The organism is Mesorhizobium sp. C399B, from assembly GCF_030323185.1.
Taxonomy (GTDB): Bacteria; Pseudomonadota; Alphaproteobacteria; order Rhizobiales; family Rhizobiaceae; genus Mesorhizobium.
Genome location: NZ_CP100472.1, coordinates 1841414 through 1868079, shown reverse-complemented (window position 1 = coordinate 1868079; position 26666 = coordinate 1841414). Strand labels below are relative to the sequence as shown.

The following is a 26666-nucleotide window of genomic DNA, read 5'->3' as shown; positions in this document are numbered from 1 at the left end:
GCAACCAGGCAGACCGCTCGAACCGATCCTGACCCGATGACGAGTTATGGCAGGCCCAGTGCCCGCAACATCTCCCGGTCCGGGATCGCAGGCCCCTTGGGTTGGATAACACTCATTCCGTAAGGATTGGAGAATTCCCAGGCCGACCACGGCATCGCGAAGCGTTCCGCCTCTCTGCGCACTGCGATGAGATAGCGCAGGCGATCAGCATCGAAAGCTCCCATGCGGCCATCCGCAGACATCAGGATAACGCCGAATTCGCCCACGAACAGGCGTCGGCTCGCTATGCCATGGGCTTCAGCCCAGTCGACCGCCTGACGGAAACCCGCTTCGAGCTGGCTCTGCCCCCAATTCTGCTCAAAGTATCGGGCGATCGTTTCACGCGCCGAGGCCATGTTCATCACCTCTTCGATCTGGCTCAAGCCGGCGGCGTCCATCTGCGCCTTGAGGGTTTCGGCGACCACTTCGGGCGTGCTGGCGTCGGCAGGCCAGGGAAGGCCGGAGGAGAAAGCGTTCTTGTCATCGGCCCGCTGGTGCGTGAAGCTGTGCGGATCATACATGTGGAAGCTGTAATAGACGTTGGGGTCGTCGAAGTTGGGGTCCAGGTTGACCAGTCCCGCGATGCTCCCGCCGCAGGCGCCGGTCGCGACGATGGTGAGTTCGCTGCTGACGGCGCGAATATCGCGAACCGTGCCTGCCATGATCCGCTGCCAGTCATCGCTGCCGCTTGAATCGCAAGGGTAGTAGGCGGGCTCGTTATAGGGCTCGAGGGCGACCTTGTCGGCGCCAATTTTGATCAGCATGGCAGCCACCGCCACTACCATTTTGCGATAGCGGGCAACACCCTCGCTGTCGGCCCCGCCATGGATCATTTCCATGCTGTAGGCCGGAACCTGGCTGACGCCATGCAGATCGAAAACCACCTTGAGCCCGCTTGAAACCACCCGCTGCACCGCAGCGGCAAGCATGTCCAGCGCCTGTTGTCGTTTGGCGCCCTCGCTGGCAAGCAGAGGGCCAGGGTCGACACTCAGCCGGACAAAGTCGAAGCCCATGGATCGAATGCGACCAAACTGGTCGCCGTCCGGCCAATCGGTGAGCGGCCTGCCGCCCGCAAGCCATTCCTTCTCGCTGCGATAGGGCGGCCATTTGTAGGAACCATCTTTCTCCACCGGCGACCAGTTGAGCCATTCATGGACGCCAACGCCGCGCTCAAGCGGGATCGGCGCCGCCTCGGCTGACAAAGCCATGCCAAGCGCGCACGCTATGACGTAGACAACTTTTCTCATCGCAAAACTCCGCGTCATGGCCGAAGATATTAACCGCGGGAACGGAAAAGAGGATGCCGCCACACGCTTTTTCGACGGGATGGTGTATGAGGATCAAAATCTTGGCGGAGCGCGGATGAGGGTCGGGTGGTATTTCAACCGATTGCGCAGCATGGAGTTGGCCGAGATATTGCATCGGTTGGACGAGCAGCGCCGGAGGACCGTTTCGCGCCGCCGCGACAACGGCTGGCAGCGCTATGCGTCGCCGCAGTTGCACCCGGTGCTGCACGGATTGCGGAATGCTGTGCCGGCCGCTGCGACACCAGCCCAGCGGCAAGCTATCGAGGCGGCTGCGCAAAACACTCTTCGGGGCCAGTTTTCAGCACTTGGGCAGACCTGGCCACAGCGAGACCCCTATACTCTCTTTCCACCCGAGCTCTGGCGCCTTGATCCGGTGACCGGCCGGCTTTGGCCAGGCCCCAAGACCCATACTTTCGATATCGATTTTCGCCATGCCACCGGCCGTGGCGATGTAAAATATGTCTGGGAAATCAACCGGCTGCAGCAACTGCCGCCACTGGCTGCCCATCTGCTTCTCACCGGCGATGATCAATCCCGTGCGGCCATCGAGGCGGCGATCGAGAGCTGGCATTTCGCCAACCCACCATTTCGGGGCGTTGGCTGGGCCTCGGGCATCGAGGTCGCGCTACGAGCCATCAGCCTGATTGTCACGCTCGACCTCGTCGGCGACCGGCTTGGCGCGGCGACGCGAGAAAAAGTCGGTGAAATACTGGCGGCAAGCGCCTATTGGCTGCCGCGGTTTCCCTCCCGTTTTTCGTCCGCCAACAACCATCTCGTCGCGGAATTGGCTGGCGAATATTTGATCGGTCTGGCTTTCGGGGCCGAGGTGGCTCGCGAGTCGCTCCTGGCTGAGGTGCTCAAACAGATCCTGGCCGATGGCGCCGGGGCCGAGCAGACCCCGACCTACGCCGCCTTCAGTGCCGAACTTTTCCTGCTGTGCGCTGCGGCGGCGCGCCAGGCCGGACTGCCTTTTCCCCAGCCCGTCGAAGCGCGTTTGGCCGCTTTCGCCAATTTCGCAGGCTGGCTCCCGCCGAAAACCAGCGGCTTCGGCGACAATGATGAAGGCCGCGTGATCACGCTGGGGGGCGAAACCGATTATGTCGGATCGGTCGCGGCCGCCATCCGTGGTTTTCTACGGATGCCGGGCAGCGCACCGGAGCCTGGCGATTTTCGTGCGCTTTTCTTCGGCGCGCCACCGCGGCCGGCGCCGGTGCCGAATGGATTGCATACATTCACGCAAGGCGGGCTCTCCGTCTGGCGCGGCGAGATGAATGGTCGCAACGTCCATCTGACATACGACCACGGCCCGCTGGGCTACCTTTCGATAGCGGCGCACGGTCATGCCGACGCGCTGTCGCTCACCCTGTGCATTGACGGCGATCCGGTGCTGGTCGACCCCGGCACATGGCTCTATGGTTCGGGGGGAGGCTGGCGCGACTGGTTCCGCTCGACGCCGGCGCACAACACGCTGAACCTAGAGGGTAAAAGCCAAAGCATCATCTCCGGGGCGTTCAACTGGTCGCACAAGGCGGTTGCGACATTGGTGGAGAGCGAGCCGGGGCCGCACTGGAGGCTGTGTGCCCGACATGACGGGTACAAAGGCCGCTTCGGCGTTGTGCATCAACGCGCCGTGACACGCGATGGCGACGGCATCCTCGTGACCGACCAACTGCTCGGCGGCAGCCGCGTCGCTGAGATCGTCTTCCAACTCGCCGCCGACCTCCACGCCAACAGGGATGGAAACATTGTCACGATATTGCGCGGCGCTGAACCTTTGATGACTATCCACTTTCCAGACGCAGCGATCCACATCCGTTCCGGCGGCGACACACCGGGCCAGGGCGGCTGGGTTTCGCCGCGTTTTGGTGCAAGGCAGCCAGCCGAACGCCTCGCATGGCGTGGCCAAGTAGGCGAAAAGGGAGTAGTCATCCGGCTCGCGCCAAGTCCGCCGCAGACCCGATAACGGGCAGGTTGCAGGCGCAGCGTTCGACATTAATTACGTTCAGATATTTAGCGGTTTTGACACCGTTGATCTGCTAATTTGGCCATGATTGTTCTGCCAGTCGCATCCCGATACACAGTTGCGGGCAGCATATGATAGGCCTGGCAATATGTGCTTCGCGACGAGCCGGATCACCATTTCACCACCTAGGAGCCACTGCATCGATGTTTTCGGAATTCGCCAGAGTGATCGTGGAAAAACTCTCACACATCGATCTGCTGACACTCGGTCTCCTGTTGCTCACGGCGCTGGGGAGCGCGGTGGTCGCCTACTGGCGAACGGTCGAACAGAAATCCTTCCGGGACTTTTTCGACTTCGCCTTTCCCGCGGAAGTCATCATGCACCCATCGGCGCGAGCGGACGCATTGTTCTGGATCACGAAAAGGCTGGTGATGCCCTTCCTGCTCATTCCCGCCGGTGTCACCTTCGTTGCCGCCACGGGATATGCAACAAACCAGGCAGTCGGCTGGCTCTTCAGCATCTCGCAACCGCTGATACCCGGCCCCGCCGGCCCAGTGACGATCATCCTCTTCACCGCAACCATGCTCGTTGCTTACGATATCTCCTACTACCTATATCACGTTGCCCAGCACCGTTTCCCGTTCCTGTGGGAATTGCACAAGGTGCATCATTCGGCCGAAGTGATGGTTGGGATCACCAAGGACCGGGTTCACCCCCTGGACGATCTGATGAACCGGATCTGGGACGGCGTCATACCGGGGATCAGTTTCGGCTTGTGGAGCCTGATTGCGCTTGATCCGGTCGAGATCGCCATATTTGGCATCAACGTCTATGTCATTCGCAACATTCTCATGATGGACTTTGTTCGCCACACGCATCTGAAGATTTCCTTCGGCCGGTTGAACGGCGTCATCTTGTGTCCGCACTGGCACCAGGTGCATCACAGTGTCGACCCTCGCCACTACGACAAGAATTTCGGGCTGCTTTTTTCATTCTGGGATCGCATATTCGGAACGCAGTTCATCCCGGATCCGGACGAAGACCTCAAGTTTGGACTGATAGATCGCGACGTACGCGACTATCAGTCGCTTTTCGGACTTTACGTGCTGCCGCTCAAGAAAATGGCAAACCATATCATGCGACTTTTTCAAAAGCGCATCGATGTCGCGCAGCCGCAGGACCGTCTCCAACCATGAACAAAATGGCTTCGATTGACGCTGTTGGTGCGGAGCGACTGGAAATCGTCAGTTCGACGGATCGCCTGGCCGCCATCGAAGCCGAATGGGTAGACCTATGGCATCGTACCCATGCACTGATCTTTCAGAGCCATGCCTGGGTTTCGGCATGGTGGAGCACCGTGCGTGACCGCGACCGGCGCTCGCTGCGGATCGGCCTGGTATGGAGCGATGACAGGCTGGTCGCTGTCATTCCCCTGGCGATCGGCAGACGAAAAGGACTTCGGCTCCTCGAATGGGCCGCCAATAGCTATACGGACTATGGTGATATTCTTGTCGCGCCGGAATGCTCCCTATCGGCCCTCCAGAACCTCTGGAACCGGATCTGTTCGGCGGGTGGCTTCGATCTTGCTTTTATCAATCGTCTGTCGCCGGATGCGGCAGCCCGCAGGATTTTTACACCGGGCTCTTCCAGCGGCGTCAAGCTTCGCGCCAATCACCGGGAGGAAGTCAGTTATCGCGTCGCTGGACAGTGGGCCAGCGGAGCAGCATGGCTGGCGGACCAGCCGAAAAAGATGCGCCAGAACTATCGGCGCGGCATCAAGATACTGGAAGAAACAGGCGAAGTGAAATTCCGCCTCCTGTCGGCCGACGAGCCGCTGCAGCCATTGCTGGAGCGACTGTCGGCGCTGAAGCGCAGATGGCTGGAAAAGCACACGCGTGAATCCGACCTTTTCGAAGAGGGCGAGCCGGTTCTTGCCGCCCTGGTGGACGCGCTGTCACGCGCCGGTGTGCTGCGCATTTTCGTACTTGAATGCAATGGTGCGATGGTCGCGGTTTCCATCAACATCGTCCAGCACAACGTCATGATGGCATTCGTTACCACCTACGACCCTGACTTTAGCCGAGCGTCGCCGGGTGCGGTCCTGATTACGGAGTATATACAGTGGTCGTTTGATCACGGCTTGGGATTGGTCGATTTCCTCTGTGGCGGAGAGGCCTTCAAACATAGGTTTGCAACACAGGCCGTTACCCTCCAATCCGTTCTTGGGGCACGCACTGTGCAGGGCGCGCTCGCTTCTCTCGCTGATCGTATCTGTCAGACGATCCGCGTACGCTCACGCGGATTGGCGTCGGCGAATCCAGAGCGCCCGCCCGATGAGACTGCTTAATTTAGCTGGATAACTTGGGCATAAGCCGCCGAGCGTTGAGGGCTGGCGTGCGACATGGGCGCGCCATTCGAAAATCCGCGTCGATTGCGCCTCGGAATTGGGACCGAATGGGTCCGCAGGTGCAGACTTCAATTCCCGCAAATCACGTCTCTCGAGGCGCAGTTTGTCGTCTGCGAAGCGTTGCAACACGTTCGTTGGCGTCACAACGGTAGCAGGCTAGGTCCTGAGAATCATTGAAGATTTTTTCGGACAGGGCGCTACCATAGGTCGGCGTTTTTACTATGATTTCAGTAGCTTAGGTAGGCTGGTAGCGGGAGAGGGACTTGAACCCCCGACCCCAGGATTATGATTCCCGTGCTCTAACCAACTGAGCTACCCCGCCAGGGCGGCGAAAGGCCCGAAATCCGCCTTAAATCGAAAGGCATTTCGAGGCGTTCGCCAAGGTCGCGCGGATATAAGGTTGGGAGGGCGAGCCTGTCAAGCATCGATGCGCGAGGGGCGCCGGCATATTGTCGCCGGTAAAAGCTTTGCCGGGCTGGCATCTCCGGTAAGCCACCGGGGTTGAGTTCGACGGGGCACGCCGCTATGTCTCGGCCAAGAAATTAGAGTTTGAAGCTGATGAAGCCGCGCATTGCAGTCCTCGGTTGCGGATACTGGGGCAGCAACCACATCCGCACCCTCAAGGCGCTCGGCGCGCTGCATGCGGTTTCCGATGCCAATCGGGCGCGGGCCGAAGGCTTTGCCAGCGAGCAGGACTGCCTGGCGATCGAGCCCGACCAGCTGTTCGTGCGTGATGATATCGACGCCATCGTCATGGCGCTGCCGCCGCAGTTCCATGCCGATCTTGCCGTGCGCGCCGCTGAGGCCGGCAAGGACGTGCTGGTGGAAAAGCCGATTGCGTTGACCGTGCCCGACGCCGAGCGCGCCGTGCAGGCGGCCAGGGACAATGGCCGCGTGTTCATGGTCGGCCATGTCTTGCGCTTCCATCCCGCCTTCGAGACGCTGAAGGCGCTGATCGACAATGGCGAGCTCGGCGAGGTCCGCTACATCCACTCGCACCGGCTCGGCCTCGGCAAATTCCACACCGAGAACGACGCACTGTGGGATCTGGCGCCGCACGATCTGTCGATGATCCTGGCCATCACCGGCACCGAGCCGATCGAGGTCAGGGGCGAGGGGGCGGCACTCCTCGACAATCTCAGCGATTTCGCGCATCTGCACATGCGTTTTCCCAACGGGCTGCGCAGCCATCTCTTCACCTCGCGGCTCAATCCCTATCGCGAGCGGCGGCTGACCGTGGTCGGCACCAAGGCAATGGCGGTGTTCGACGATGTCGAGCCCTGGGAGCGCAAGCTGGCCGTCTACCGCCACGCGGTGTGGCAGGACAGCGGCCAGTGGGCCTTCACCACCAACGAGCCGTCCTATGTCGCGGTCGGCCAGGGGATGCCGCTGACGCGCGAGCTCAAGCACTTTATCCAGTGTATCGAGACGCGGGCCGAGCCGCGCACCAGCGGCGAGGAAGCCATCAGGGTGCTGCGCATCCTGACGGCGGGTACAGTCACGCACACAAAGTCCTGAGACCGTTTCGAAACTCTGCTTTTAAGGCAGATCGAAACTAAAACTGTCTCCGAGAGGGTAGTGTTTACTCTGCGGGAATCTGCGCCGGCCTGGCTGCGAGCCGGCTGAGCATGGCTTCGGCCTCGGCGCCGCGCTCGGAGCGCTCGATGAAGCCGCCGCCGAAGACGCGGGCTTCGTTGCCGTCGTCGGAATAGAGCACGCAGGCCTGTCCGGGCGCGATGCCGGACTCGCCGTCGACCAGTTCGACAAAGGTGCTGCCGGCGCGGTGATGCAGCACGGCCGGGCGCGGCGGCCGCGTCGAGCGGACCTTGGCGAACAGCTCCATGCCGGCGGCCGGAATGTCGGACAGCGCGCGATCGCCCAGCCAGTTCATGTTGCGCAGATAGATCTTGTGGGTCTCCAGCGCCTCGCGCGGGCCGACGATGACACGGGCCCGGTCGGCGTCGAGATGGACGACGTAAAGCGGCTCGCCCGAGGCGATGCCGATGCCGCGGCGCTGGCCGATCGTATAGCGCAGGATGCCGTCATGGCGACCGAGCACGCGGCCGTCGATATGGACGATGTCGCCTGGGTTGGCGGCAGCTGGCTTCAGCTTGGCGATGATGTCGGAATATTTGCCCTGGGGCACGAAGCAGATGTCCTGACTGTCCTGCTTGGCGGCAACGGTCAGCCGCATTTCTTCGGCGATGGCCCGCACCGCAGGCTTGGACAGCCCACCCAGCGGAAAGCGCAGATAGTCGATCTGCGCCTGCGTGGTGGCAAACAGGAAATAGCTCTGGTCGCGGTCGGCATCGACGGGCCGGAATAGCGCGCGGTGGGCGCCATTGGCCCCGGAGCGGATATAGTGGCCGGTGGCGAGCGCATCGGCGCCAAGGTCCTTGGCGGTGGCCAAAAGGTCGGCGAACTTCACCGTCTGATTGCAAGAGACGCACGGAATGGGCGTTTCGCCGGCGACGTAGCTTTCGGCAAACGGGTCGATGACCGCCTTACGGAAGCGCTCCTCATAGTCGAGCACGTAATGCGGAATGCCCAGTGTCTCGGAAACGCGGCGGGCATCGTCAATGTCCTGGCCGGCGCAGCACGACCCGGCCCGGTGCGTTGCCGCGCCATGGTCGTAGAGCTGCAGCGTCACGCCGACGACATCATAGCCTTCGCGCTTCAAAAGGCCTGCAACGACAGACGAATCCACACCGCCCGACATGGCGACGACGATGCGGGTGTTTTGCGGGCTGGCGGGAAGGTCGAGGCTGTTCATGGTTCTTTCGTTCTGCGGCGCTTCAATGGCAGTGGCGCGAATATAGGTCAACCACACCAGCGGCGCCAGCTTTGCGGCGGTGCCGATTTTGCGGGAAAATTGCGCGTCTGCCCGCCGTTGCCTCAAATGCCGACGAAAAGACTAACGCGGCGTTCATGATCCTTACCTACTCATTAGGGTTCGCTTAGGCAATTTTTAAAGCTGTGGCGGTAATGTGGTGGGGATTGGGTCTTTGAGTTTTTAGTAGAGAGTACGATGACCGATCTTGTTAGACCGCGAGTCAAATATGTTATTGGGCCTGACGGCAGCCCTCTTACGATTGCCGATCTTCCGCCGACGAATACACGTCGCTGGGTTATCCGGCGCAAGGCGGAAGTGGTTGCTGCGGTCCGCGGCGGGCTTTTGAGCCTCGACGAGGCATGCCAGCGCTACAAGCTGACCACCGAGGAATTCCTGTCCTGGCAAGCGTCGATCGACGAATACGGCCTTGCCGGGCTGCGCACGACGCGCATCCAGCAATACCGGCACTAGAGCCAGGACCACAATAGAAAAGGGCGCGGTAACCGCGCCCTTTTGCCTGTCGGTAATGCCTGCTGCTTCAGACCGTCAGCACCACCTTGCCGATCGGCCTGGTGGCGAGAAAAGCGTGCGCGGCGCCCGCCTGTTCGAGCGGAAAGCTCTTTGCCACATGGACCGCAAGCTTTCCCGCATCGACCAGTTTGCCAAGTTCGACGAGGCCTTCACGGTCGGGCACGACGGACATGCGCTCGACGCGGATCCCACGCGCAGCAGCCTTGGCTCGGGTGGTGTCGTGGACATTGAGCAGCGACACCAGGACCCCACCGTCCTTCAGGACTGTCAGCGATTGGTCGGCATGGTCGCCGCCCACCGGCTCCAGCACCAGGTCGACGTCGCTGACCTCGGCGGTGAAATCTCCCTTGGTGTAGTCGATCACTTCATCGGCGCCGAGCGAGCGGACGAAATCGAGTTTCTTCGGGCTGGCGGTGGCGATGACATAAGCGCCGCGCGCCTTGGCTATCTGCACCGCCAGATGCCCGACGCCGCCGGCCGCGGCATGGATCAGCACGCGCTGGCCGCGCTTCAGGCCGCCATGGCGGACAAGGCCTTGCCAGGCGGTCAGGCCGGCCAGCGGCAGCGCGCCTGCATGAAAGTGATCGATGCCTTGCGGCTTCGGTGCGATTTCATCAGCCGGGGTGACAGCGAGTTCCGCATAGGCTGCGGCCTGCTTGGGAAAATGCGGCATGCCGAACACGGCGTCACCGACCTTGAGGCCGCCATCGACGCCTGGGCCCACCGCCTCGACCGTGCCTGAAATATCCCAGCCCAAAGTGAAGGGCGGTTCGCCCAGCATAGGATAGTAACCGGCGCGCACCGAGCCATCGACCGGATTGATGCCGGCGGCATGCACGCGCACGAGCACTTCGCCTGACTTGGGCGAGGGCGCGGGGCGATCGGCGATGACGAGGACGTCGGGTCCGCCGACTGAATTCTGGACAACGGCACGCATGGGAGGCTCCTGCTGGGGTTTCTGTGCCACTATCATTTGGATAGTAATATTCCCTTGTCCAGTATGTACCTTTTCCATATATAGGCACCTCATGGATAGTGATAATGATTGCGGCTCCGGCTATGACGCCTTCCAGCGGACGTGTCCTTCGCACGCCGTGCTCGAGATGCTGGCCAGCAAATGGGTCTATCTGACGGTTTGTGCGCTGCGCCGTGGCCGGATGCGCAACGGCGAACTGGCGCGTAAGCTCGAAGGCATCACGCCTAAAATGCTGACGCAGACGCTGCGCGTCCTCGAGCGCGACGGGCTTGTGCGGCGCGAAATCTTTCCGGTGATCCCGCCGCGGGTCGAATATGAATTGACCGAACTTGGCCAGAACCTGGCGGGGCTGCTCACCCAGATACGCTCCTGGTCGGAAGAGCATGTGCCTGACATCAAGCAAGCGCGGGCGAGGGCGGCGGCGAATCAGGACGGGGATTTGACACGGGCCTGAAGCTGCGGCCGCCTTGCGGCCAGGTCAGCAGCGCCGGAGCCTTTTGGCGCGCTACCGCAAAGCAAAGCGCGGCGCCAGGCGGCGCCGGTCGGGTTAAAACCCTGCCGTCAGCCGATCATGGCGCTGCGACCGCCGAGTTCCGCGTCGCGGATCTTGGTGTCGCGCGATTCCAGCATCTCGGCCTTGGAAAGCTCCGCTTCAGCTTCGCCGAGTAATGATTCGGCAGCGCTTCGCTGCTGGGCGAGGTCGCTTTGAGAGTTTCTGAGGTTATCACGGCGCAGACGCGCCGCCTTGGCGAAGGTCGGATAGGCAAAATGATTGATGTCGGTGATGCCGGCCTTCTTCTCCTCGGCGGTGATCTGAAGCTCCAGTTCAACGGCCATGCGCTCGAACTCGGCGATCATCATGTCGAGCTGCAGCAGCTGCCGCCGCTTCTCATTCACCTGAAATTGCTTCAGCCGAACGAGGTTTTCACGTGACTTCATGATTCGGTACTCCCGGAAACGCACACCTGCACATATCGTCCAATCCGTCCGCCAGGGCCTGGCGCCGCCCGTATCCACCGGCATTCCCCGAACTATGGGAAACAAATCCCTAAAGTTTTTTGCCGGCGGTAACCATTCGTTTACGCGCATTGTTAATCATAAGGGCGAGGACTTAAGGCCGGGTAAAAATTCCGGCTCCCGATACGGAAGCCGGCCAGCGAGTCCCTTGAGTCACTTAGTCCGACTTATTAATGTGTTGCATTAGCGATTTGGTTCTGTGATTCATCATTAGATTCAAGAGGGTGTAGAAAGGGGTTAAAAAATCTGGTACCGTCCTTGGTGCGGAATTAGGTTTTGTTAACCATTCGATGGCAGCCTCTGTTCAGGCAATCACTGCTCCGGTCCCGGATGGGTCGTGACATGGTCCGGCGGCAGAAAAGGGGAATGAAATGCGCGTTCTGCTGATAGAAGACGACAGTGCAACCGCTCAGAGCATCGAGCTGATGCTCAAATCTGAAAGTTTTAATGTTTACACGACCGACCTCGGCGAAGAAGGTGTCGATCTCGGTAAACTTTATGATTACGATATCATTCTTCTCGACCTCAACCTTCCCGATATGTCCGGCTACGAAGTCTTGCGGACACTTCGCCTGTCCAAGGTGAAGACGCCGATCCTGATCCTGTCCGGCATGGCCGGTATAGAGGACAAGGTGCGCGGCCTGGGCTTCGGCGCCGACGACTATATGACCAAGCCGTTCCACAAGGACGAGCTGGTCGCCCGCATTCATGCCATCGTGCGCCGTTCCAAGGGCCATGCCCAGTCGGTCATCACCACCGGCGACCTGGTGGTCAATCTCGACGCCAAGACCGTCGAAGTCGGCGGTCAACGCGTGCATCTGACCGGCAAGGAATACCAGATGCTGGAGTTGCTCTCGCTGCGCAAGGGCACCACGCTGACCAAGGAAATGTTCCTCAACCACCTTTATGGCGGCATGGACGAACCGGAACTGAAGATCATCGACGTCTTCATTTGCAAGCTGCGCAAGAAGCTCGACGCAGCATCCGGTGGCCAGAACTACATCGAGACGGTCTGGGGTCGCGGCTATGTGCTGCGCGAGCCGGAAGACATCCGCGTCAGCGCCTGAGCGAACACTCCGATTGAATTAATGAGAAAACCCGGCTCAGGCCGGGTTTTTTGCTGTCCTTCTTGGCCGAGGACGTGCCGAGTCAGGCGGCAACCTTCAAGGTACGAAAGCGTTCGAGCAGTTGCGGCCGGTTGAACGGCTTCAACAGATAACCCTGGGCGCCGGCGCGCTTTGCCTTCATGATCGAGGCAACATCGACCTCGACCAGCGAGATCAGAATCTGCGGTTTGATCGTGCTCTCCATGGCGCGAACCTGGCGAATGACGTCGACCGCTTGCATGTCCGGCAGGGCGCCGTCGACGACAATCACATCAGGCATCTCGGCAGCGCACATCTCGACAGCATCAAGTCCAGTTGCCGCTTCGATCACCACCATGTCGGAGCCGCCAAGAATCCGTTTTGCAACCTTTCTGATGACGCTCGAATCGTCGACAAACATGCAGCGCTTCATTTCCGGGTCCTCTTTGCCATGGGGCGAACCGGCGGCATCCGGGTATCGGGATGCACACTAGGCCGATCTGGTAAAGAAGCAGAAAAGCCGTTAGGTAAAGTTTTTACAAACATGTCGTTTGCAGCCCCATTCTGCAGGGGCGTTGCCGGCAATGAAACTTGCCTGTTCTGAATTGCCGCAAATATCAGCGGGAAAAGATACTTGATTGTTCTTTGCTCGGCGTCCTGCCGAACGGCTTCGCTCAAGCCGCGGACAGCACGATCTCTTCGGCGGTCGCGTGAATCGAGATCGTCATGTTGGCCTCACGCGCCAGCAGCAGCGTGTAGTAGGGCTGGACGGTATGGGCGTCGATAGGCTCCTCGGGCTTGTTGCCGGAATGGAGCTCGAGGAATTTCGGCGGCACGCGCAGCATCGGGCCGCTTGCGGCAAGCGCAAAGCGCGGCTCGGTGTCGAGGTTTTCCAGCGTGACCACCAATCTGCCACCGCGCGGGATGGCGGCATTGGCGACGAGCAGCAAATTGAGCAGCAGCTTGACCTTGTTCTTGGGCAGCAGGGCGCGAACCCCGTTCCAGATCAATTCCGGCTTCTCGTTCTTCAGGAAGGCGATGGCGACGGACTCGGCATCGCCGGTGTCGATCATCATGCCCGCCGAACCGGCGGCACCGAAGGCGATGCGGGCGAATTGCAGGCGGGCCGAAGCGTTTCTGGCGCTCTGCCGGATCAGTTTCATAGCGTCTTCGTCGGCGCCGCCCTCGTCCAGGAGTTCAAGGCCGTTGTTGATGGCGCCGACCGGCGAAATGATGTCGTGGCAGACTCGGCTGCACAACAAGGCTGCGAGATCGGGTGCGGAGAGAGAGAAAAGCTCAGCCATCGGCGAAAAATCCCTGCTAAAATTCACATCCTGGTGGCCGCGCGGCCGACAGCCACGCTCACCACCCGAATCACGCTCTCTCCCCCCAGGCATTCTGAATACACAGCGCCCGAGCGTGCAGCAACAATCCACAATTCTTGTGAGAAAAACGGCATCTTTGCACAGGATGGGAGCCCGTGCAGACAGTCAGAAACAGCCTTCGAACCGCCATGTTCATGTGGGAGGTTAATGGTTGAAAAAGGATTACGGCATAGTTTGCCCGTAACAGTCATCCTTAACGGCCGCCTAAAGAGCCGGACGGGGTGCGAGGCGTCGGCGAAAGTGCTCCCTGACGGAGATTGGAAGCATGGTTTCCCGATTCTACGACCGGACGTTTGTCCGCGTCTTCTTCATGGCGATTGCCCTCATGGGCGCTCTCGCTTTCTCAACCTCTGCGTCGCGGGCACAGGAATACACCGCTCAGGAGATCGTCGATTCCGGTCACAAGTTCTTCGGTGCGACGTCGGGCGGTCTCGCAACCGTCGTCGAGAAGATTTTTGCCTCCTACGGCCTGCCCAATGGCTATCTGCTCGGCGAAGAGGGATCCGGCGCGCTGATCGGGGGCCTGACCTATGGCGAAGGTACGCTCTACACCAAGAATGCCGGCGACCATAAGGTGTTCTGGCAAGGGCCTTCGCTCGGTTGGGATTTCGGCGGCGAGGGATCGCGAGTGATGATGCTCGTCTATAACCTCGACGACGTCAGCAATCTCTACAATCGGTTCGGCGGCGTTGCCGGTTCGGCCTATGTCGTGGCCGGCGTCGGCTTCAACGTGCTGCAGAACAACAGGGTGCTGCTGGTGCCGATCCGCACCGGCGTCGGCGCGCGGCTTGGCGTCAATCTCGGCTATCTGAAGCTGACGCAGAGGCCGACCTGGAATCCTTTCTGAGCGATTCCGACCACACTTCGACCCGATCAACAGATTCTGACCCGCTGCAGCTGCGGCAAACCCTTGCCGCAGCGCTGGATTTGCGTCATGCGAACATGGCAAAGTCCAGACTTGGCGGTTGCCGGATAGCGGCCCGCCCGTAACGGGTAGTCACCTTGGTTCAGTCGATCCTGTTCTTCGCCCTCGGCTTTCTGTGCGCAGGCTTTCTGGCGCTGCTGGTCGCGCCGGCCATCTGGCGGCGGGCGGTCGCGCTGACACGCAAGCGTGTCGAGGCGTCGGTGCCGCGAACGCTGGCCGAGATCCAGGCCGACAAGGACAGCTTGCGGGCCGAGTTCGCCATGACGACGCGCCGGCTCGAAATCAGCATCAAGACGCTGCGTGAGCAGGCGAATGAGCAACTCGTCGAAATCAATCGCGGGCGCGAGGCGCTGAAGGGCCTGGCGGTCGAGCGCAAGGACAAGAAGCAGGCGCTTTCGGAGCTCGGGGAAAAAAACGAATTGCTCCTGCATCGCGAGCAGCAGATACAACAGCTGTCTGACAGGCTTGCACAAACAGAGCGCATGATGGAAAAGCGCGCGCTCGAGCTGGAAAAGCTCGAGCATATGTACGACGACGCGTCCTTCTCCTCCAGCAATCGTCAGATCGAACTGGTGGCGCGCGAATCCGAGCTGGAAAAACTCGCCAACGACATTTCAGTGCTGCGCGGCCAGCGCAAGGAGGCCGACAAGCGCCATCAGGAAGTCGTCGCCGAAGGCAAGGCCACGCGCGATGCCTTGAAGGCCGAAAAGAAAAGAACCGCCGAGCTCGACAGAAAGCTCGAGCGCCTGCTCGCCACGCTCGCCGATCGCGAGGACAAGCTCGATCGCCGCGAAAAGGAACTGGCCCGGCTTCGCGAGCGGGTGAAGGGCGAGGCTACGGGAGCCGCCGCGGCTGCTGGCCTGGTTGGTGTGCAAGACAGTGCCCGCGCCAGGAACGAGGACATGGACAAGACGCTCGCCAAGCTCGAAGGCGACCGAGAGCGGCTCGAAGCCAGGCTGACGACGCTGGCCCGCGAAAACAAGCGGATGAAGGCGGAGCTTGGCGGTTCTGGATCCGCGAAGCCCGGGAATGGCCCCGGCAATGGCAATGATGCCGGTTCTGCCTTGCGCGAACAGATGAACAATCTGGCGGCTGAGGTCGTCCATTTGACGGCCAAGCTCGAAGGACCGGATTCACCGATCGCCAAGGCGCTGGCGGCGCCGCAGGAAACGCGGTCAGGAACCACCAGCCTGGCCGATCGCGTCCGGGCGTTGCAGAAGGCAGATTTGCCGAGCTGAGTTTCAAGCCTCGGCTTGAAATTGCCTGACTACGCCTATCAGGGCGAAAATGGTGCAGCGCAATGGTTGACGCGGCAGCAACATTCAGGCTGTCGAACCCTTCCGACATCGCGATCCGCACCGTCCGCAGGCGGGCAAGCAGGCTCTCCGGGAGGCCCTCGCCTTCGGTGCCGAGATAGAGCGCCAGTCGTTTCGGTCGCGCGGCATCGCGAATGTCAGCCTCACCACGCGGCGACAAAGCGACCTGGCCGAAGCCCAACTCGCCGAGCTTCGCGATGAAAGCTTCAGTGTCGCCGAAGGACGCAAAGGGCACCTTCAACGCGGCGCCGACGGAGACGCGGATCGCCTTGCGATACAGTGGGTCGCAACAGGTGGCGTCGACGAAGACGGCATCGGCGCCGAAGGCGGCGGCATTGCGGAAGATCGATCCGATATTGTCATGGTTGGCGATGCCGATGAGAACGACGATCAACGCTTCGGCAGGCAAGGTGTCGAGCAAGGCCTCGGCGGGCTGTGGCGTGCCCTTGCTGCCGATCGCCAATATACCGCGATGCATGTGGAAGCCGGCGATCCTGTCCATGACGGCGCTTGCCGCAACGTAGACCGGCAGGTCGGCAGGGGCCTTGCGCAGGATGTCGTCGAGCCCGGCCAGCCGGTTTTCGAGGACCAGGACCGACTCCGCAGCAAAGCGTCCGGCTGACAGCAGGACGTCCAGCACCACCTTGCCTTCGGCAACGAACCGGCCATGGCGGCCGGTGAGATCGCGCTCGCGGATGTCGAGATAGGCGGCGACCCGCGGATCGCGCGCGTCGTCGATCTGGATCGGATCCATCAATACCTCGGCCGGCGAAAAATCGTCAGCGAGGTAAGGAGCGATCGGAGCCGCCAGTCAAGCCCTGCAGGTCAAGTCCCGGCGCGGCGCAGACGCGTTGCCATTTGGGACAAGTCGCCTATCCCGAAAATGCCGTCCAGCATGCGCAACAGTTCGCGCACGGCTTCGGACTTGCAGGAATAGTAGATCATCTGCCGGTCGCGGCGGGTCTCGACAAGATCGAGCGCCCTGAGCTTGGCCAGATGTTGCGACAAAGCGGACTGGCTGAGCATCACCTTTTCGGCGATGGCGCCGACCGACATTTCACCGTCGGCCAGATAGCTCATGATCAAGAGCCGCTTTTCGTTGCCCATAAGGGTCAGAAATGTCGCCGCCGATTCGGCATTGGCGATTAGTTTGGTCGAGACCATCGATGCCCCATGTTTTCCTGCTCATCCAAACGCTATGGGGGCAAATAGCGTTGGCTGCTATAATTCAGCTATGGATCACGCTGCTGATTCAGCGTCGTCTGAATCGTAGATCATTTCGCCCAAATCTCAAGACGTGCTTTTGATTCATGACGATTATCCTTGCGTAGCTGGCGCACGACCGGCTTTGGCCATGTCGACCAGAACCGGCCGCAGGTCGCGCGCGGTCTTCAACGGCTGCGGAAAATAGACCCTGCAAACGGTGTCGCCCGATGCCAGGTCCATGCCATCGGCATCGAAGCCGGTCATGGTCCAACCATCACCTTCAACCCTGGCGAAATGATGGGCATAGACGGCGATGGCGTCGAGATGGTCGGCATTCATGTGGTCGAGAGCGGATTGTTCGCTGGCGGCCAGCTCGTCGACGATCGGCCCCTCGGTGATGAGATCGGCACGGTCGAGCAGGTAGGCCTTGCCGAAGCCGCCATTCAGGCTGGCGCGCTCCGGCTCGAGCCGAAAGATCGAGAAATCGCCGAGCTCGGCATAGAGCTTTGCCTTGGGATGGCGGTTGAGATAGCGCCGCTCGGCGCGGGCATGCGCGCTCGACCCGCGTTCCAGCGGCTGCGCCCGGCAGACCAGCGTTATCCTGGGATGCGCCAGCGGATCGCCCTTGCCGGGTTCGCCGACAAGCAGCGAGCAGCGCGGCTCGGCAAGGATGGCGCCGGTATGGGCTGACAGCGCCGAGACAAGGATCAGAGGCGTGCCATCGATGTCGGTGGCGACTCCGACCCTGGAGGCCAGCGGTGCGCCGGTCGACGGCTCGATCACCGCGAGGGCGCCGAAACGGGCGCTGCGGATCAGCGTTGCGGCCAGCCTGATCGCCTCGGCGTCCGTCGCGCGAATGACGTCCTTCTTCGACTGGTCCAAAATGCTCACCAGATAGGTTGATTTTCTAAATCCAGTTGTTGGCCAATCATGCCGGCTTTGACAAGCGCTTTGATCTCGGCTGTCGAAAAGCCGAAGCGCGCCAGCACGGTCTGGGGCAGCTGATCGTCATCTTCAGACATGCCGGCAAGCGCCGGCTGCGAGGCCGAGAAGCGTGGCGCGGGCGCGGGGCGCTCGAGCGCACCGGCCTTCACAAATGCGTGACGCGCCCGGTTGTGCGGATGATCCCTGGCTTCGGCCAGCGACAGAACCGGCGCCACGCAGGCATCGCTTGCGGCAAACAGCGCGTCCCAGTCGTCGCGTGTCTTCTGCCGGAACCGGTCGGCAATGGCCGCGCGCATGTCCGGCCACAACGCCTTGTCGTATTGGCCGCGGACAAAATCCTCGCCGAGCGGCAGCAGCCTTGCGAATGCGGCGAAGAAGCGCGGCTCAAGGCAGCCGACCGCAACGTGGCGTGCGTCCGCCGTCTCATAGGTGTCGTAGAAGGGCGCACCAGAATCGAGCAGGTTGGCGCCGCGCCGGTCGCTCCACAGACCTGCCGACATGAAGGCGTGTATGGGGGCCGCCAGCATCGAAGCGCCCTCGACCATCGCCGCGTCGATCACCTGGCCTTTGCCGGAGCGCGAGCGCTCGAACAGCGCTGCAAGCACCCCGGCGATCAGCATCATGGCGCCGCCGCCATTGTCGGCGATCAGATTCAGCGGCGGCACCGGCCGACCTTCCTCCCGGCCGATGGCATGCAACACACCCGAATAGGCGAGGTAGGTGATGTCGTGGCCGGCACGACCTGCGAGCGGCCCGTCCTGGCCGAAGCCGGTCATGCGGCCGTAAATCAGCGCCGGATTGCGCGCCAATGCAGCATCCGGGCCGAGACCAAGCCGCTCCATCACACCGGGGCGAAAGCCTTCGACAAACAGATCGGCCTTTTCGGCAAGGCGCAGCAGCAGTTCCGTTCCTTTGGCCTGCTTGAGGTCGACGCGCAGGATGGAGCGGCCGTGACGGTCGAGATTGTACGCATCGGAGAGGGGCAGCAGGGGTTGGTCCGAACCGGTGCGCTCGATGCGCAGCACCTCGGCGCCCATCTCCGACAGCATCAGCCCGGCCAGAGGCACCGGGCCGAGCCCAGCCATCTCGATGACTTTCAGGCCGGCCAGCGGACCGGTCTTCACTGCGCCGGCCGCCATGGCCGTCTATTTCGGCGCCATGCGGATTGCCCCATCGAGGCGGATGGTTTCGCCGTTCAGCATCTGGTTTTCGACGATATGCAGGGCGAGCGCGGCATATTCGGACGGCTCGCCGAGGCGGGACGGGAAGGGCACGGCCGCGCCGAGCGAATCCTGCACCTCCTGCGGCATGCCGGCCATCATAGGCGTCTTGAAGATGCCGGGCGCGATGGTGCAGACGCGAATGCCGGAGCGCGCCAGGTCGCGGGCAACCGGCAGCGTCATGCCGACGACGCCGCCCTTGGATGCGGCATAGGCGGCCTGGCCGATCTGGCCATCATAGGCGGCCACCGACGCGGTGTTGACGATGACGCCGCGCTCGCCGCCCTGCAGCGGTTCGAGTTTGGCGGCACGGTCGGCGACGAGGCGGATCATGTTGAAGGTGCCGATCAAATTGATCTCGATCACCTTGCGGTACTGGTCGAGCGGATGTGGACCATCCTTGCCGATCGTCTTCACGCCGATGGCAATGCCCGCGCAATTGACAAGGATGCGCGCTGGCCCAAGTCTCTTTTCCACCTCGGCGAGCGCGGCCGCACCGCTGTCGGCGCTGCTCACATCGCACTGGATGGCGGCGCCGCCAATGTCGCCCGCCACCTTCGATGCCCGGTCGATGCCGATATCGAAAATGGCGACGCGCGCGCCCTTGTCGGCCAGCGCGCGGGCGGTTGCCTCGCCGAGGCCGGAGCCGCCGCCGGTTACGATCGCAATCTGGCCGTTCGGGTTCATGCGGCGTGCTCCGTGCTGTTCCGGGTCATGCTACGGAGGTCGCCGCCATGGTGCAACCTGACCAATGGGGATCCATCGCGACCGGTGCCGCGACCGATCCTGGAGCTCAGGCCATCACTGGTGCCTGCTCCGCGATCCTGGCAAGGCTGGCATGGCCGACCTCGCCGGAGAGCCGCGCCACGGCACCGGGCACGATCTCGTGCGACAGCAGCCGGTCGAGGTCGACCGGGCGCGGCATGGAGATCTGGCCGCGGGGGATCTTTCTGAAGCCGAGCGGGCCGTAATAAGGCTCGTCGCCGACAAGGATCACCGCCGGCGCGCCGGCCTTGGCGGCCGCCTCCAGCGCGATCGCCACGAGCCGGCGGCCGATACCGAGATTCTTGAAGGCGGGCCGCACGGCGAGCGGCCCGAGCATCAGCGCGCGTCCGGCGCCGGCGGCGATGCGGGTCATGCGCACCGAAGCAACGACGATGTCGCCATTCATGGCGACAAAGGATAGCGAGCGCTCGTGGCCGCCGGTCTCGCGAATCTTGTAGGCGGCCAGCACGAAACGGCCGGGGCCAAAGGCTTCGTCGTTGATGGCTTCGATTTCGGGATCATGCGCCGGAGTTTCCGGCAGGTATTTCACGTCGGCAAGGCTCATGGTCTTCGCGGTCCGATAAAGAGGAAAGGTTGCTGCAAGCGGCAGCGTTCGCCAGTCAGCGCTTTCTAAGCGCGGGCGTCCTTTCGTCGTCGGTCAAACCGGATCAAGCCAAGATCGAACATGCGGAGTGTCCGCTAGCATCAATTTCCGGCGGCTGCAATCGGCTGTTTTCATCCGGCGTTTCATACGAGTGACGCTCTGTTCAGCAGATGACGGCTTCGGCATTGCCGCCTTGCGACTACATTGGCCAAGGCACGCAAGGAGATTTCGTATGGGATTGCTGGTCGAAGGCAAATGGCAGGACCGTCCGGCCAATGTCGATAGCAGCGGCAGGTTCATCCGCGCCGAGACGCAGTGGCGTGACTGGATCACGCGCGACGGCGCGCCGGCGCAAGGTCGTACGCGCGGCTTCAAGGCCGAGCCCGGACGCTACCATCTTTATGTCTCGCTCGCCTGTCCGTGGGCGCACCGCACGCTGATCTTTCGCGCGCTGAAGAAGCTGGAAGACATCATCCCGGTTTCAGTCGTGCATCATTTCCTCGGTACTGAGGGCTGGACGTTTTTGGCCGAGGATGGCGCCACCGGCGACACGCTCTACGGCCTCGACTTCCTGCACCAAATCTACACCAAGGCCGATCCAGCCTATTCGGGCCGGGTTTCGGTGCCGGTGCTGTGGGACAAGAAGGAAGAGACCATCGTCTCCAACGAATCCGCCGAAATCATCCGCATGCTCAATTCGGCCTTCGACGAGTGGGGCGATGCCGCTCTCGATTTCTATCCGCCAGGCCTGCGCGGCGAGATTGACAAGGTCAATGCGCTGGTCTTTCCCGCCGTCAACAACGGCGTCTACCGCGCCGGCTTTGCCACCACGCAAGCGGCCTATGAAGAGGCGTTCGGCGAGCTGTTCGCGGCGCTCAACACGCTGGAGGGCCGACTGTCAAAACAGCGCTATCTCACTGGCGAGCGTATCACCGAGGCCGACTGGCGGCTGTTCACCACGCTGGTGCGTTTCGACCCGGTCTATGTCGGCCATTTCAAATGCAATCTGCGCCGCATCGCCGACTATCCGAACCTTTCGAACTATCTGCGCGACCTCTACCAGGTGCCCGGTATCGCCGGCACGGTGAACCTGCACCACATCAAAATGCACTATTACGGCAGCCACGAGAGCATCAACCCGACGCGCATCGTGCCGGTCGGGCCTGGGCTCGACTATGGCGCGCCGCACGACCGGGCGCGGTTCAGGCAGGCGGCGTGAGCATCGGATTGACAGCCTACCAGTACGGCGATACCGGCTCGCCTTCAAAAACCTCGGCAAGCCGCCGCAGCGTCGCCGGCGTCGTGCCATGCGGCAAGCGGTCGAGCGGAAAGAAGCCTGCTTCGGCGATCTCGTGGTCCGGCAGTTTCGGCGCGGTCTGGTTGAAGGTTTCGATGAGATAGAGGCCGACATGGTCGCGGCGGCTGGAGCGGCGGTTGAAATGCATCGATTTCAGCACCGGCTGGGCTGTCAGCGCGATGTTGCCTTCCTCGGCCAGTTCGCGCACCAGCGCCTCACCGAGCGTCTCGCCGACTTCGACGCCCCCGCCCGGCAATTGCCAGCCGGGAACGTAGGTGTGGCGGATGAGGAAGACAGTGTTCGAGGCGCGATCGTGGATCAGGCCGCGCACGCCCAGCGTCATCGGCCGCCGCAGAAGGAAATAGAGATGGAACAGCCTTGCCCTGAGGCCTGCCCAGCCGGTCTGGCGAAACGCCTGCTCCGGGTCCGATATAGCCATGACTAGCGAAACCGTGGATGGGCAGGAAACAGTGAGTGGAAAGCGGGGAGCGCGTCGCCTATGAAGGAAGGATGTTCAGGCTCGCGCATATTTCCGATGTCCATCTGGGGCCGCTTCCCGGTGTAACCTATCGCGAACTCGCGTCCAAGCGCGTCGTCGGCTACGTCAACTGGCAGCGCAACCGCCGCCGCCATATGCACGATGCCGTCATCGACACCATCGTCGCCGACATGAAGGCGAGCACACCCGACCACCTCACCGTTACCGGCGATCTGGTCAATCTGGCGCTCGACGGCGAGATCGAGATGGCCAAGCACTGGCTTGAGACGCTGGGTTCGCCGGAGGATGTCTCGGTGGTGCCGGGCAACCACGACGCCTATGTGCCGGGCGCCTTCGACAAGGTCTGCCGCTCCTGGGCGGCGTGGATGAGCGGCGACGGCGTGACTGCGCCGATCGACCGCAACGCTTTTCCCTATCTGCGCGTACGCGGCAATGTCGCGCTGATCGGCGTTTCGACGGCGCGCGCCACGGCGCCGTTCATGGCCAACGGCTTCTTCCTCGAAGGTCAGGCGCAAAGGCTGGCGACAGTGCTCGACGCAACGAACAAACGCGGCCTGTTGCGGGTGATCATGATCCATCATCCGCCGGTGCGCGGCGCCGTCGCCCAGCAAAAGCGCCTGTTCGGCATCTCCCGCTTCCACAAGACCGTTCATAGGCATGGCGCCGAACTCGTGCTGCACGGCCATTCGCATCTGCCGTCGCTGTTCTTCATCGGCGGGCGCGGCGCCAGGATTCCGGTCGTCGGCGTCGCCGCCGCCGGGCAGTCGCCAGGCAGCAAGAACCCGGCGGCACAGTACAATCTGCTCGATATTGACGGGGAGAAGGGCAATTGGCTGATTCGCCTGACGCGGCGCGGCCTGACCGGGCCGGCCTTGCCGCCATCGGACCTGCAGGTCATTGAACTCGGCGCGCAGACACCGAGGCCTTCAGATCGTTGATCAGAAGCTGATCTTCATCGCCATCAGGCGATCCCAAAACAGCGCGGCCGCCACCGCCAGGCCAACAAGCGCGCCGGCGGCGACCAAGCCGAGACCGGAAAGGAACGTCGACCAGCCCTTGCGGGGCACGGCTGCCTGCAAGGGCGGCTCAGCTTCCGGCACGGCGGCGCGTTTCAGGTCGGCGACGGCCGGCTCGACACCGCCCTCCATCATGCGCTGGCGCTCGACGATGCGCTCCGCCACATAGCGCGTGACCTGATCGGCGACCGGTTTCATATCGGTCGATTCGGCGAGCACGACGCGGCCGATGCGGGTATCCCTGAGAAAGCGGTAGGTGCGGCGGTCGCGCCCCATGGCGACATGGCTGACGGCGTCGATCCACAGGCGGGGCTGCAGGCCGGAGGAGATGACGAAGTCGAAATTGTCCATGTCGGCGGGCACGTCGGCAAAGACCGGGGCGAGCTCAGCGGCGAGCAGATCAAGCCGCATCCGGTGCGCCTCGCGCATGTCGACCACGACATCGTCGCGATCGGCGAAGGCATTTTTCACATCGCGAACGGCGTCGGACAGTTTGCGGGAGGTGTCGATGGGGGTGATGTTTTCGCCAGTGTCCTTCATCGGCGTCGCCTCGCTGATATGGTTAATTGCGAGTTAACACAGGCGGCGGCAAAATGCACTGGCGAGGTGCGGGGCGCAAGTAAGTTAGCTCGCCGCGGCCTCGAATGTCGGACGCAGGCGCCTGCCGCGGCGTGCCATGTTTCGGCGCACGGCCTGGGCGACCACATCAGGCACTTCCTCGACCAGCATATGGCCGGCATCGAGCACGTGATGAATATGAAAATGCGCCGGCAGACAATCAGCCTGGGTAAAGGGCAGCACCGGATCGTCCGTTCCCCAAACCACCATCACCGGCATGTCGAGCGTGTCCAGCTGTTCGCGGGGTATGACCCCCTGCCGCTCGTTCCTGGTCATGACGGCCGATATCTCAATCAGCTTGCGCAACTGGCCGGGGCGACGGCGTACGTCCGCCAGGACGCCAACGATGCGTTCGGGCGGCGGGCTTCGCGGTCCCGACATGGCGGCAAGGCAGGCGCGGATTTCCCGTCTGTCGGCGGCCGCGGCGTAGCGGCGCAACAGCGGTCCGTTGATCTCGGGGCCAACACCGCCCGGCGCCAGAAGCGTCAGCGAGCCTATCCTTTCAGGCTCGGCAAGCGCCATCAGGGAGGCGACCGCGCCGCCCATCGAATGACCGGCGACATGCACCCTTGCTATCCCGCGTGCGGCGATATCGGCGAGAACCGCTCGCGCCGCTGTTCTGGCCGGGCCGCTGCCAGGAAATACGAGAGACAGTCCGTGTCCCGGAAGATCGTAGGCCAAGGTCCTGACATCGGGCCCTAGCGACGCGGTCACCTCGCGCCAGATATCATGGCAACCACCGAAGCCATGCAGCAGGACGACCGTCTTCGGCCCGGCGCCCCGCTCGGCAACATAGAGGGATGAGACCATGAAAATGTGGGATTATTGCAAGACTGGAGAGGAAATTCGAATCGAGGCTGGATTGCTCCCAGTCCAGACCGATGGCCAGTAAAGTTTTCGCGATCCGGAAAGACTAGCTGGCGTTGCCGAGGCCCGCGGCGCGCAGCGCCTCAACCAGCCGGTCGGTCAGATCGGCGGGATATTTGCGCTCAGCGAAGGCCGCGCGCGGATCGGCGGCGAATTTCGGGAATTTGGTGGTCAGCTCATCCAGAAGCTTGGCTGCCAGCTGTTCGCGGCCGGCAGCCTTGGCGCCGATCAGCCGCGCCGCCAGATAATGCGATTTCATCGCCGTCGTGCGCAGCGACTCGCTGGCTATCGCGGCCTTGTTCATGTCGCCCAGCATGAATTGCCCGGCGAAAAGCCCAAAATCCCACCATGTCGGATGGCCGCTGAACGTCTCGACGGCATGGGTCAGGATGGGTGTTCCCTCGGCATATTTGCCGGCAAAGATCAGGCCATAGCCGTAAGCGGCAGCCATGCCGAGGTCGTAGGGGTTGAGCTCATAGGCCTTGCGCATCCAGCGGATCGATTCCTCGGTGTTGCCGAGGCGCGAATTGAGGTAGCCATAGGCGCGGTGCGCATAGGGGCTGGTCGGTCCCATCTGGATGGCGCGATGGGCGAAGGACATTGCTTGTTCGACCGTCGCGCCAGGCGGATAGGCGTAATGATCGGTGGCGGCCTCAAGGGTCAGGGAGGCCAGTTCCGAATAGACCAACGACGATTTCGCACCCTGGCCGGCGAGGTTGTCCAGGCAGCGATAGGCGGCCTCGTGCGTCCTGGTGCTCTGGTCGAGATAGTATCTGTCGTTGAGGATCAGGCAGCTCGTCAGCCCGGTCTGAATGCCGTTCTGTTCGATGTAGCTGTAGAGCGGGCCGGAGGCGGGAACGGTCGAGCTGAGGATGGCGGCGATACGATCCTCGACGGTGCCAGGTGCGCTGTCGGCGGCCGTCAGACTGCGGGACAAAAGCACGCGGCCGGTCGCCACGCTCTGCAGTTCGAGCGTCACGTCACCTGCCATTGGTCCCGGCAGGACATCGAAAACGAAGCTGGTCGGGTCGGTGCTCGGATCGCGCTTGCTGTCGGCGTCGCGGCCGATGAAGTCGATCGTGTCGAAACCGGCAAGGCCGGCGCGCAGCGAAGCGGCGACGCGGCCGGCCTCGGGGCCGGTGGCCTTCACCGCGATGTAGACGAGGGGCAGGGCCTCCATCGACGGCGATGCGATGCTGCTCGTTACGCCCGCGGTCTCGACCACCGCGGTAGGATCGCTGCTGGCAAGCAATGCGCCGCTGCCCTGGCGCAGGATGAGCACGCCCAGCATGAGAATGACCAGCGTCATGGCGACCCAGAAGAACTGGAGATGGCGCGCCAGCGAAGGCCCAGGTTCTGTAACCCCCGAAGCTGTCGCGGCAGCGGGAACGGCGTCAAGAGCCGCCTGGTCGGGCGATCCGGGCAAGGCGGCTACCGCCGCCGCAAGCGGCTCCTGCCCAACCGGCAGGCGTATGGCGTTGAGCTCATAGGACGGCACGTAGCCGCCGCGCGGAATGGCAATGCGAACCGGTTCGGCTATGCCTTCATTGGCGAAATAATGCTGGAGAAGTTCGCGCAGCCGGCCTGCCTGCACCCGGACAACGGCGTCGGTCGACGAATCGAAATCGCCGTCCTTGCCGAAGACGTCCATGGCGATGGAGAAACCCTTGAGCCTGTCGGCTTCGCCGGCCTGCTCGCGCTCAACAAGATAGCGCAGCAACTTGCGCGCGCGCTCGGAACGTCCGAACGTTTCGCTGGCGAGCAGTCGCTCCAGTGTCTCGCGCACTGCGGGGGCGGCAGGCGTGGCATGCTGCAAGTGTCGATCCTCTCGAAGTCGGCACAGGT

At 62.3% G+C, this 26666-nt stretch carries 26 protein-coding genes, 1 tRNA gene and 1 pseudogene; 11 read left to right on the top strand and 17 right to left on the bottom strand.

Annotation, left to right across the window (positions count from 1 at the left end):
* Window positions 1-44: 44 nt before the first annotated feature.
* On the bottom strand, window positions 45-1247 hold the full coding sequence (locus tag NLY36_RS08820; RefSeq protein WP_023734992.1) for a glycoside hydrolase family 5 protein: 1203 nt from the start codon (window positions 1245-1247) through the stop codon (window positions 45-47).
* Window positions 1248-1302: 55 nt separating this feature from the next.
* On the opposite strand from NLY36_RS08820, the gene NLY36_RS08815 reads away from it, so the two are divergent.
* From NLY36_RS08815 to NLY36_RS08805, 3 genes are all read left to right on the top strand, one after another.
* On the top strand, window positions 1303-3309 hold the full coding sequence (locus tag NLY36_RS08815) for a heparinase II/III family protein (protein WP_023671805.1): 2007 nt from the start codon (window positions 1303-1305) through the stop codon (window positions 3307-3309).
* Between the two features lie 203 nt (window positions 3310-3512).
* Window positions 3513-4505, top strand: a complete 993-nt coding sequence (locus NLY36_RS08810; protein WP_023686296.1) for a sterol desaturase family protein — start codon at window positions 3513-3515, stop codon at window positions 4503-4505.
* Entirely contained in the window at window positions 4502-5656 is a 1155-nt protein-coding gene (locus NLY36_RS08805) for a GNAT family N-acetyltransferase (protein WP_023696861.1), read from the top strand. Before NLY36_RS08810 ends, NLY36_RS08805 begins: the two co-directional genes overlap by 4 nt.
* A 305-nt stretch (window positions 5657-5961) precedes the next feature.
* Here NLY36_RS08805 and NLY36_RS08800 read toward each other — a convergent pair.
* A tRNA-Met gene (locus NLY36_RS08800) sits at window positions 5962-6038 on the bottom strand.
* Window positions 6039-6274: 236 nt separating this feature from the next.
* On the opposite strand from NLY36_RS08800, the gene NLY36_RS08795 reads away from it, so the two are divergent.
* The gene (locus NLY36_RS08795; protein ID WP_023695851.1) at window positions 6275-7234 is read left to right on the top strand and encodes a Gfo/Idh/MocA family protein; all 960 of its coding nucleotides are present in this window, start codon (window positions 6275-6277) and stop codon (window positions 7232-7234) included.
* A 64-nt stretch (window positions 7235-7298) separates the two neighbouring features.
* Here the strand turns inward: NLY36_RS08795 and mnmA are convergent, their stop codons facing one another.
* Complete coding sequence (gene mnmA, locus NLY36_RS08790) at window positions 7299-8489, bottom strand: tRNA 2-thiouridine(34) synthase MnmA (protein WP_023669942.1); 1191 nt, start codon at window positions 8487-8489, stop codon at window positions 7299-7301.
* A gap of 255 nt (window positions 8490-8744) precedes the next feature.
* Here mnmA and sciP point away from each other — a divergent pair, with 255 nt between their 5' ends.
* A complete protein-coding gene (gene sciP / locus NLY36_RS08785) occupies window positions 8745-9020 on the top strand; it encodes a CtrA inhibitor SciP (RefSeq protein WP_013529904.1) in 276 nt (91 codons plus the stop codon).
* A gap of 67 nt (window positions 9021-9087) precedes the next feature.
* On the opposite strand, the gene NLY36_RS08780 is transcribed toward sciP, so the two are convergent.
* On the bottom strand, window positions 9088-10017 hold the full coding sequence (locus tag NLY36_RS08780; RefSeq protein WP_023695850.1) for an NADP-dependent oxidoreductase: 930 nt from the start codon (window positions 10015-10017) through the stop codon (window positions 9088-9090).
* Between the two features lie 91 nt (window positions 10018-10108).
* On the opposite strand from NLY36_RS08780, the gene NLY36_RS08775 reads away from it, so the two are divergent.
* Window positions 10109-10510 carry a winged helix-turn-helix transcriptional regulator gene (locus tag NLY36_RS08775; RefSeq protein ID WP_023669944.1) on the top strand — a complete coding sequence of 134 codons (402 nt, stop codon included), beginning with the start codon at window positions 10109-10111 and terminating at the stop codon, window positions 10508-10510.
* 107 nt (window positions 10511-10617) lie between these two features.
* On the opposite strand, the gene NLY36_RS08770 is transcribed toward NLY36_RS08775, so the two are convergent.
* Window positions 10618-10995 carry a flagellar export protein FliJ gene (locus NLY36_RS08770; RefSeq protein WP_023669945.1) on the bottom strand — a complete coding sequence of 126 codons (378 nt, stop codon included), beginning with the start codon at window positions 10993-10995 and terminating at the stop codon, window positions 10618-10620.
* 449 nt (window positions 10996-11444) lie between these two features.
* On the opposite strand from NLY36_RS08770, the gene ctrA reads away from it, so the two are divergent.
* Window positions 11445-12140, top strand: coding sequence for a response regulator transcription factor CtrA (gene ctrA, locus NLY36_RS08765; RefSeq protein ID WP_006203583.1), 696 nt, complete (start codon window positions 11445-11447; stop codon window positions 12138-12140).
* An 82-nt stretch (window positions 12141-12222) separates the two neighbouring features.
* On the opposite strand, the gene NLY36_RS08760 is transcribed toward ctrA, so the two are convergent.
* On the bottom strand, window positions 12223-12591 hold the full coding sequence (locus NLY36_RS08760; RefSeq protein WP_023669946.1) for a response regulator transcription factor: 369 nt from the start codon (window positions 12589-12591) through the stop codon (window positions 12223-12225).
* 241 nt (window positions 12592-12832) lie between these two features.
* Window positions 12833-13462 carry a histidine phosphotransferase ChpT gene (gene chpT, locus NLY36_RS08755; RefSeq protein WP_023669947.1) on the bottom strand — a complete coding sequence of 210 codons (630 nt, stop codon included), beginning with the start codon at window positions 13460-13462 and terminating at the stop codon, window positions 12833-12835.
* A 391-nt stretch (window positions 13463-13853) separates the two neighbouring features.
* Here chpT and NLY36_RS08750 point away from each other — a divergent pair, with 391 nt between their 5' ends.
* Both NLY36_RS08750 and NLY36_RS08745 read left to right on the top strand, forming a co-directional pair.
* Window positions 13854-14390, top strand: a complete 537-nt coding sequence (locus NLY36_RS08750; protein WP_245259859.1) for a DUF1134 domain-containing protein — start codon at window positions 13854-13856, stop codon at window positions 14388-14390.
* 155 nt (window positions 14391-14545) lie between these two features.
* Window positions 14546-15706: a coiled-coil domain-containing protein gene (locus NLY36_RS08745; protein WP_023695849.1), complete on the top strand. Its 1161-nt coding sequence runs from the start codon at window positions 14546-14548 to the stop codon at window positions 15704-15706.
* Window positions 15707-15752: 46 nt separating this feature from the next.
* Here NLY36_RS08745 and NLY36_RS08740 read toward each other — a convergent pair.
* From NLY36_RS08740 to NLY36_RS08715, 6 genes and pseudogenes are all read right to left on the bottom strand, one after another.
* Window positions 15753-16538: pseudogene (locus tag NLY36_RS08740) on the bottom strand (TrmH family RNA methyltransferase); the annotation flags it as partial.
* A 71-nt stretch (window positions 16539-16609) separates the two neighbouring features.
* On the bottom strand, window positions 16610-16948 hold the full coding sequence (locus NLY36_RS08735) for an ArsR/SmtB family transcription factor (protein WP_023669951.1): 339 nt from the start codon (window positions 16946-16948) through the stop codon (window positions 16610-16612).
* Between the two features lie 153 nt (window positions 16949-17101).
* Window positions 17102-17872 (bottom strand): HugZ family pyridoxamine 5'-phosphate oxidase, encoded by a 771-nt coding sequence (locus tag NLY36_RS08730; RefSeq protein ID WP_023695847.1) that lies wholly within the window; start codon window positions 17870-17872, stop codon window positions 17102-17104.
* Between the two features lie 5 nt (window positions 17873-17877).
* Window positions 17878-19074 (bottom strand): CaiB/BaiF CoA transferase family protein, encoded by a 1197-nt coding sequence (locus NLY36_RS08725; protein WP_023695846.1) that lies wholly within the window; start codon window positions 19072-19074, stop codon window positions 17878-17880.
* A 6-nt stretch (window positions 19075-19080) separates the two neighbouring features.
* Window positions 19081-19842 carry a 3-hydroxyacyl-CoA dehydrogenase gene (locus tag NLY36_RS08720; RefSeq protein WP_023734990.1) on the bottom strand — a complete coding sequence of 254 codons (762 nt, stop codon included), beginning with the start codon at window positions 19840-19842 and terminating at the stop codon, window positions 19081-19083.
* 106 nt (window positions 19843-19948) lie between these two features.
* The gene (locus NLY36_RS08715) at window positions 19949-20485 is read right to left on the bottom strand and encodes a GNAT family N-acetyltransferase (protein WP_023683633.1); all 537 of its coding nucleotides are present in this window, start codon (window positions 20483-20485) and stop codon (window positions 19949-19951) included.
* 271 nt (window positions 20486-20756) lie between these two features.
* Here NLY36_RS08715 and NLY36_RS08710 point away from each other — a divergent pair, with 271 nt between their 5' ends.
* Window positions 20757-21743: a glutathione S-transferase family protein gene (locus NLY36_RS08710; protein WP_023695844.1), complete on the top strand. Its 987-nt coding sequence runs from the start codon at window positions 20757-20759 to the stop codon at window positions 21741-21743.
* A 16-nt stretch (window positions 21744-21759) separates the two neighbouring features.
* On the opposite strand, the gene NLY36_RS08705 is transcribed toward NLY36_RS08710, so the two are convergent.
* Window positions 21760-22260, bottom strand: coding sequence for an NUDIX domain-containing protein (locus NLY36_RS08705; RefSeq protein WP_031195394.1), 501 nt, complete (start codon window positions 22258-22260; stop codon window positions 21760-21762).
* Between the two features lie 71 nt (window positions 22261-22331).
* Here NLY36_RS08705 and NLY36_RS08700 point away from each other — a divergent pair, with 71 nt between their 5' ends.
* Window positions 22332-23258: a metallophosphoesterase family protein gene (locus NLY36_RS08700; protein WP_023695843.1), complete on the top strand. Its 927-nt coding sequence runs from the start codon at window positions 22332-22334 to the stop codon at window positions 23256-23258.
* Here NLY36_RS08700 and NLY36_RS08695 read toward each other — a convergent pair whose 3' ends face one another.
* The 3 genes from NLY36_RS08695 to NLY36_RS08685 all read right to left on the bottom strand — a co-directional run bounded on the left by NLY36_RS08695 (window position 23259) and on the right by NLY36_RS08685 (window position 26637).
* Window positions 23259-23876, bottom strand: coding sequence for a hypothetical protein (locus NLY36_RS08695; protein WP_023695842.1), 618 nt, complete (start codon window positions 23874-23876; stop codon window positions 23259-23261). It lies immediately after the preceding gene.
* An 84-nt stretch (window positions 23877-23960) separates the two neighbouring features.
* Window positions 23961-24764 (bottom strand): alpha/beta fold hydrolase, encoded by an 804-nt coding sequence (locus NLY36_RS08690; protein WP_023695841.1) that lies wholly within the window; start codon window positions 24762-24764, stop codon window positions 23961-23963.
* A gap of 103 nt (window positions 24765-24867) precedes the next feature.
* On the bottom strand, window positions 24868-26637 hold the full coding sequence (locus NLY36_RS08685) for a tetratricopeptide repeat protein (RefSeq protein ID WP_023669961.1): 1770 nt from the start codon (window positions 26635-26637) through the stop codon (window positions 24868-24870).
* Window positions 26638-26666: the final 29 nt, after the last annotated feature.